The following is a 6,288-nucleotide window of genomic DNA, read 5'->3' on the forward strand; positions in this document are numbered from 1 at the left end:
CGCCCGCGCCCCCGCCCGCAGCCGAGCACGCCACCACTCCCGTGGCACCGCCGGTGCGCCCGCGCCCGTACGCCCCCTCCGCGCCGATGGCCACCTCCAGCCATCCCCCGCAGCCGTCGGAGGTCCCGCAGTACACCCCCACCGAGCGGAACCTGCCGGCCATGGGGCCCGGCCACACGCTGATCGACCGGCCGCTGGTGCGTCCGGACGACCGCCCCACGGTCACCCTCACCCCGGTCCCCGACCCCGCCCGCGCCGCCGCCGAGCCGGACGGTCCCGGACCGCTGTACGTGGTCGGCGACGTGCACGGCTACCACACCGAGCTGCGCGAGGCGCTGGCCGCCGAGGGGCTCATCGACGAGCAGGGCGACTGGGCCGCGGGCAACACCCGGCTGTGGTTCCTGGGCGACTTCACCGACCGCGGACCGGACGGCATCGGCGTCATCGACCTGGTGATGCAGCTGTCCGCCCAGGCCGCCGCCGCGGGTGGCTACTGCAAGGCTCTGATGGGCAACCACGAGCTGCTGCTGATCGGCGCCAAGCGCTTCGGCGACACCCCGGTCAACTCCGGTGCCGGCACCGCCTCCTTCCAGGCCGCCTGGCTGCTCAACGGCGGCCAGCGCACCGACATGGAGCGGCTCCAGGACCACCACCTCCAGTGGATGTCCCGGCTGGACGCGATCGCCGAGGAGGACGGCCATCTGCTCCTGCACTCGGACACCACCGCCTATCTGGAGTACGGCGACTCCATCGAGGACGTCAACGACGCCGTCACCGAGGCCCTCCAGCGCAGTGACGCGGACGAGTGCTGGGACCTGTTCCGCAAGTTCACCAAGCGCTTCGCCTTCCGCGACGAGGAGGCCGGCCCCGTCGCCGCCCGCGAGCTGCTGTCCGCCTACGGCGGCCGGCGGCTGGTCCACGGCCACAGCCCCATCCCCTACCTGCTCGGCGAGGTCGGCTCCGAGGACGGCGAGGACAACGGCACCCCGGCCGTCGAAGGCCCGCACGTCTACGCCGACGACCTGGTCATCGCGATGGACGGCGGCGTCACCATGGCCGGCAAGCTCCTGGTCTGCCAACTGCCGCTGGACGACTGAGGATTCGCCGCCTCCGTTGCCCCCCCCGACGTGGGACGCACGCCACCGCTGTCCCCTCATGAGTGAACTCCCCTGAACACTTCTCCACCCGGACCGTGTTTCGCTCCGAGGCAGAGGTGACGTGCGATGCACGCCGTCCGCGCACCTCCCCCCGAGAGCCCGAGCCCGCGGAAGACGGCAGAGCGTCCACGGTGCCGGCACGGGCTCCGGAGGGCGGTCGCGGCGAGTGGCGCCGGGTCAGTCCACCACGGGCAGGTACACCCGATTACCTCCGGCGGCGAACTCCTCGGACTTGGCGCGCATGCCCGCCAGGGCCTCCGCGTCGTAGGCGCCGGCCACGGCGGTGGAGCCGTCACCGTGCTCCTCGCGGATCTGCTGGGAGATCTTCATCGAGCAGAACTTGGGACCGCACATGGAGCAGAAGTGCGCGGTCTTGGCCGGCTCGGCCGGCAGCGTCTCGTCGTGGAACGCGCGGGCCGTCTCCGGGTCCAGGGCCAGGTTGAACTGGTCTTCCCAGCGGAACTCGAAGCGGGCGTCGGAGAGCGCGTCGTCCCAGTGCTGCGCGCCGGGATGGCCCTTGGCCAGGTCCGCCGCATGGGCGGCGATCTTGTAGGTGATCACGCCGGTCTTGACGTCGTCCCGGTCGGGGAGGCCCAGGTGCTCCTTGGGGGTGACGTAGCAGAGCATCGCGGTGCCCCACCAGGCGATCATCGCGGCGCCGATGCCGGAGGTGATGTGGTCGTAGGCGGGAGCGATGTCCGTGGTGAGCGGGCCGAGCGTGTAGAACGGCGCCTCCTCGCAGGTCTCCTGCTGGAGGTCCACGTTCTCCTTGATCTTGTGCATCGGGACGTGCCCCGGGCCCTCGATCATGGTCTGCACATGGTGCCGCTTGGCGATCCGGTTGAGCTCGCCCAGGGTCCTCAACTCGGCGAACTGCGCCTCGTCGTTGGCGTCCGCGATGGAGCCGGGGCGCAGGCCGTCGCCGAGCGAGTAGGTGACGTCGTAGGCGGCGAGGATCTCGCAGAGCTCCTCGAAGTGCTCGTAGAGGAAGTTCTCCCGGTGGTGGGCGAGGCACCAGGCGGCCATGATGGATCCGCCGCGGGAGACGATGCCCGTCTTGCGGCGGGCGGTCAGCGGCACATGGCGCAGCAGCACACCGGCGTGCACCGTCATGTAGTCGACGCCCTGTTCGGCCTGCTCGATGACGGTGTCCTTGTAGATCTCCCAGGTCAGTTCCTCCGCCTTGCCGTCCACCTTCTCCAGGGCCTGGTAGAGGGGGACGGTGCCGATCGGCACGGGGGAGTTGCGCAGCACCCACTCACGGGTGGTGTGGATGTTGCGCCCGGTGGAGAGGTCCATGACAGTGTCCGCGCCCCAGCGGGTGGCCCAGGTCATCTTCTCCACCTCCTCCTCGATGGAGGAGGTGACCGCGGAGTTGCCGATGTTGGCGTTCACCTTCACCAGGAACCGCTTGCCGATGATCATCGGCTCGGACTCCGGGTGGTTGACGTTGGCGGGGAGCACCGCGCGACCGGCGGCGATCTCCTCGCGGACCGTCTCCGGGGAGACGTTCTCGCGCAGCGCCACGAACTCCATCTCGGTGGTGATCTCGCCCCGGCGGGCGTAGGCGAGTTGGGTGACCGCGGTCCCGTCCCGGCCGCGGCGGGGCCGCCGGGGCCGGCCGGGGAAGACCGCGTCCAGGTTCCTGAGGCCGCCCCGCGGGGCGGTGTGCTTGATCCCGTCGTCCTCGGGGCGCACCGGACGCCCGGGGTACTCCTCGGTGTCGCCTCGTGCGGTGATCCAGTTCTCCCGGAGCGGCGCCAGGCCACGCCGTACGTCCGTCTCGATCGATGGGTCGGTGTACGGGCCGGAGGTGTCGTACAGCACCACGTCCTGGCCGTTGGTGAGGTGCACGCGCCGCACCGGAACCCTCAGGTCCGGACGGTCACCGGTCACATGGTCCTTGTGCCAGCCGACGGTGCGGCGGCCACTCGGCTCCTGCGGCACGGCAGACGTGTGCGCGTTCTGCAAGGTCATCAGACCCACTCCCTACGCCGGCATTACCCGGTAACAGGTTCAGCGGTCGACGCAGCGGTGTCCGTACGTCCGAAGTGCCGGCGGCGGTCCACCGGCCGCGCTCCGTACGGAGTTCAGCGCCCTCTCAGCCCGGTGCTCCGAGCTCCCGCGATTGCAAAGGTGACACGAGGCTAACGGGTCCCCGGGCGCGCTGAACAGAGGCCCCCCGGCGGGCGGCGGGAGGGGCACCCGGGTCTCGGCGGCCCGGGGAGTCCAAGCGAGCCCAGCCCTCCACGGGTTGGCGCAAAGTGTATGCATCTGCGATGCGGATCGGGCGGGACCCTGGCGCCTCAGCGGCCGGCACCCTGGTCCTGGCCCCTGTGGGCGCCGCACGGACACCGCTGCCGCCGTTCACGATCGCGGACGAACCGGGTGGCGCGGCGCCACGACCGAGCGGGGTCGCAGGCCGCTGACCGCACACCGCGCCCCCGCCGGCACACCCGCCGGGCCGGCGCGACCGCGCCCACCCGCACCGCCCGGCGGCACAACACCCCGCGCCACGCCCCGCGCCGGACCGATTCCGCGCCGGACCGATTCCGCGCCGGGGAGCGCCCGGGCGACCGCACGGGCACGCCCGGGAACTCCGGGAACTTCAGGAACTCCGGGAATCTCCGGGGAATCAGCCGGCGTACCGGTCCTCGGCCAGGATGCGGTCCAGTACGGCGTCGAGGTCGGCGACCGGGTCGCCGGCGTCCCGTTCGGTCCCGAACGGCACCAGCCGGTCGGTGCGGTCGAGGAAGGCGACCAGGGGTGCGGTCCCCGCGCGGAACAGCGCGCTCTCCCCGCCCACCTGGAGCCGGATGAAGACGTCGGAGAGTTCCTCGGAGTTGGCGGGGGCGATGTGCACATCCCCCTCCCCGGTCGGCCCACTGAGTCCATCGAGCAGCAGCTCGCGGGCGAATGCCCAGGTCACAGGGGCATCACCCGGCAGATGGAAGGTGATTTCGACGGCGTACGGATCATTGCCGCGGTACGCCAGCTCGACCGGGATACGGAAGGACAGGTCCTGGGAGACCACGAAGGACATCGTCACTTCCGCCTGGACTGTGTCGTGCATGTCTCGCATCGTTCGCCGCCCCGGATTCGATTGGGAATGGCCAGGTTTGGACCCCATGGCCCTCTTGACAACATGGTCCACCGACCTTCCGGCGGACCACAAGGAGTGGGTTTTCAGATACTGCTTGAGAACGAGAGAGAGCTGATGGCGTGACCGACTCTGGAGCGTAGCGAATCCATCGCGGTCCGGAGTCGTTCCACTGTGTTGCAGGGTACGGAAATCGCCATCGCCGCCGCCGCTGGACCCGCCGTGATCGAAGATGCTCGGCGCCGGGTTCGTTCCGGAATCGACCGATGGCGCGCGGCGGCGCGTTGGACGGCGGCCGGACCGCGATAAGGGCGGGCCGCTCGACCGGACCGCTCCGAGGGGGGCCGCGACGGCCCCGGAGGAGGCTTCGGCCGGCCCGGGGGCCGCGGCGGCCCCGAGGAAGGCTTCGATGAGCCCGGCGGCGGCCCCGGCAGCGGTTACCCGAGCGAATCCGGCGGCCTGCCGTGGGTGCGGCGCACGCCGCACCCAGGTGTTCAGGGCCGGTTCAGGGACCGCACCCACCTTCGCTGTCGCCAACAGGCACCCCCGGGGTGTGTTTGCGAGGCAGACGCCGAGGAGGACGTCGGGCTCGCACTCTAACGGGAGTAATGCCTTGGGGCGCCTGATGGGTGCGCCATGTCCCTCACGCGGCGTACCGCGCGAGGGACGTCGCTTACGGTTACCAGTCACCCCTGGACGAAGAGGTGAATTTGCGCACGACGTAGATCAAACCGGCTATCAGGGCCACCAGGAGGAGCAGCCGGAAGACCACCGCGGCGACGAAGCCGACCACGCTCATGATCAAGCCGCCGAACACCACGAGGACGAGGCCCGGCACGGCGATCCATGTCACCCACCATGGCAAGCCCTGGAATATGCGCTTCGCGGCCACTGTCGGTCCCTGCTTTCCGCCGGCCCTGGCTACCTGACCGGACCGGCCCGTCGTCTGGTGGGCTTTCCCCCCACTCCTCGATGCTAGGGCGGCAGGCGGAAAACCGGGGGCCCCGCCGACCCCCGTACTCCCCTGACCCTCCCCCTACGGGGTGGGGGGCCGCGCCTCAGCTCTCCGGCGGAGAGAACACCACCACGACCCGCAGGTCCTCGCTGATGTGGTGGAACCGGTGCGCCACCCCGGCCGGTACGTACACCACGCTCCCGCGCGCCACCTCGGTGGTCTCCATGCCCACGGTGATCGACGCCCGGCCGCTCACCACCAGGTAGACCTCGTCCTGGGCGTGCGGACGCTGCGGGTCGTTGGCGCCCGCGTCCAGCGCGTACAGCCCGACCGACATGTTCCGTTCCCGCAGGAACTGCAGGTACGCGCCGTCATTGGCGGCCCGCTCCGCCTCCAGTTCGTCCAGCCGGAAAGCCTTCATCCCTCTCCCACCTCTTGATCCGCCGGTGTGGTCTGCCACGATCACAACATGCGGAATTTCGTAGTCAAGACGCTCGCCAACGCGGGAGCCCTGGCGGTCGCCATCTGGCTGCTCAAGGACATCACGCTGACCGGCGACAACACCGGCCGCACCATCCTCAGCCTGTTCCTGGTGGCGCTGCTCTTCGGGGTGGTCAACGCCATCGTGAAGCCAGTGGTGAAGCTGCTGTCGTTCCCGCTCTTCATCCTCACCCTGGGTCTGATCACGCTGGTGATCAACGCCCTCATGCTGCTGCTCACCTCCTGGCTGGCCGGGAAGTTCGACCTCTCCTTCCATGTCGAGGGCTTCGGCACGGCGGTGGTCGGGGCGCTGATCGTCTCGGTGGTCTCCTGGGCCCTGAACGCGGCGCTGCCGGACGACGACTGACCGGGTACGGGGGACCAGCGCACGGGATCCGTCCGGCACGCACCGCCGCGCGGGGCCCGGTCCTCACGGGCCGGTGGATCCGGCCGGTACGGGCAACCGTGGAAGGAACCGGTACACGTCACAGTGGACCGGACCGGGTACAGGAATGGTGGCGGCCCCGGCCGACGCGTCAGCCCGCAAGCGGGAAGCCCCGGGCGCGGGGAACGGAGCCGGCGGGGAGGGTGGGAAG

General features: G+C 70.6%; 6 protein-coding genes. 2 read left to right on the forward strand and 4 right to left on the reverse strand.

What is annotated here, in order from left to right; translation table 11 throughout:
- The coding region (locus E4099_RS27535; protein ID WP_425348279.1) for a metallophosphoesterase at window positions 1-1,097 on the forward strand (1,097 nt) is incomplete at its 5' end.
- 237 nt (window positions 1,098-1,334) lie between these two features.
- Here the strand turns inward: E4099_RS27535 and thiC are convergent.
- The 4 genes from thiC to E4099_RS27555 form a co-directional block, all read right to left on the reverse strand.
- Window positions 1,335-3,134, reverse strand: coding sequence for a phosphomethylpyrimidine synthase ThiC (gene thiC, locus E4099_RS27540; RefSeq protein ID WP_135341837.1), 1,800 nt, complete (start codon window positions 3,132-3,134; stop codon window positions 1,335-1,337).
- Window positions 3,135-3,792: 658 nt separating this feature from the next.
- Window positions 3,793-4,230, reverse strand: a complete 438-nt coding sequence (locus E4099_RS27545) for an SsgA family sporulation/cell division regulator (RefSeq protein ID WP_135341838.1) — start codon at window positions 4,228-4,230, stop codon at window positions 3,793-3,795.
- A 706-nt stretch (window positions 4,231-4,936) separates the two neighbouring features.
- Window positions 4,937-5,149 carry a DUF5326 family protein gene (locus E4099_RS27550; protein ID WP_135341839.1) on the reverse strand — a complete coding sequence of 71 codons (213 nt, stop codon included), beginning with the start codon at window positions 5,147-5,149 and terminating at the stop codon, window positions 4,937-4,939.
- Between the two features lie 166 nt (window positions 5,150-5,315).
- Window positions 5,316-5,633, reverse strand: coding sequence for a cupin domain-containing protein (locus tag E4099_RS27555; RefSeq protein ID WP_135341840.1), 318 nt, complete (start codon window positions 5,631-5,633; stop codon window positions 5,316-5,318).
- Between the two features lie 48 nt (window positions 5,634-5,681).
- Between E4099_RS27555 and E4099_RS27560 the strand changes: the two genes are divergently transcribed.
- Window positions 5,682-6,059, forward strand: coding sequence for a phage holin family protein (locus tag E4099_RS27560; protein WP_135341841.1), 378 nt, complete (start codon window positions 5,682-5,684; stop codon window positions 6,057-6,059).
- Window positions 6,060-6,288: the final 229 nt, after the last annotated feature.

It is taken from the genome of Streptomyces palmae (genome assembly GCF_004684805.1).
GTDB classification, from domain to species: Bacteria; Actinomycetota; Actinomycetes; order Streptomycetales; family Streptomycetaceae; genus Streptomyces; species Streptomyces palmae.

Coding starts and splice junctions, on each gene's coding strand:
- thiC (WP_135341837.1), bottom strand. CDS start 3,134: ATGACCTTGCAGAACGCGCACACGTCTGCCGTGCCGCAGGAGCCGAGT.
- E4099_RS27545 (WP_135341838.1), bottom strand. CDS start 4,230: ATGCACGACACAGTCCAGGCGGAAGTGACGATGTCCTTCGTGGTCTCC.
- E4099_RS27555 (WP_135341840.1), bottom strand. CDS start 5,633: ATGAAGGCTTTCCGGCTGGACGAACTGGAGGCGGAGCGGGCCGCCAAT.
- E4099_RS27560 (WP_135341841.1), top strand. CDS start 5,682: ATGCGGAATTTCGTAGTCAAGACGCTCGCCAACGCGGGAGCCCTGGCG.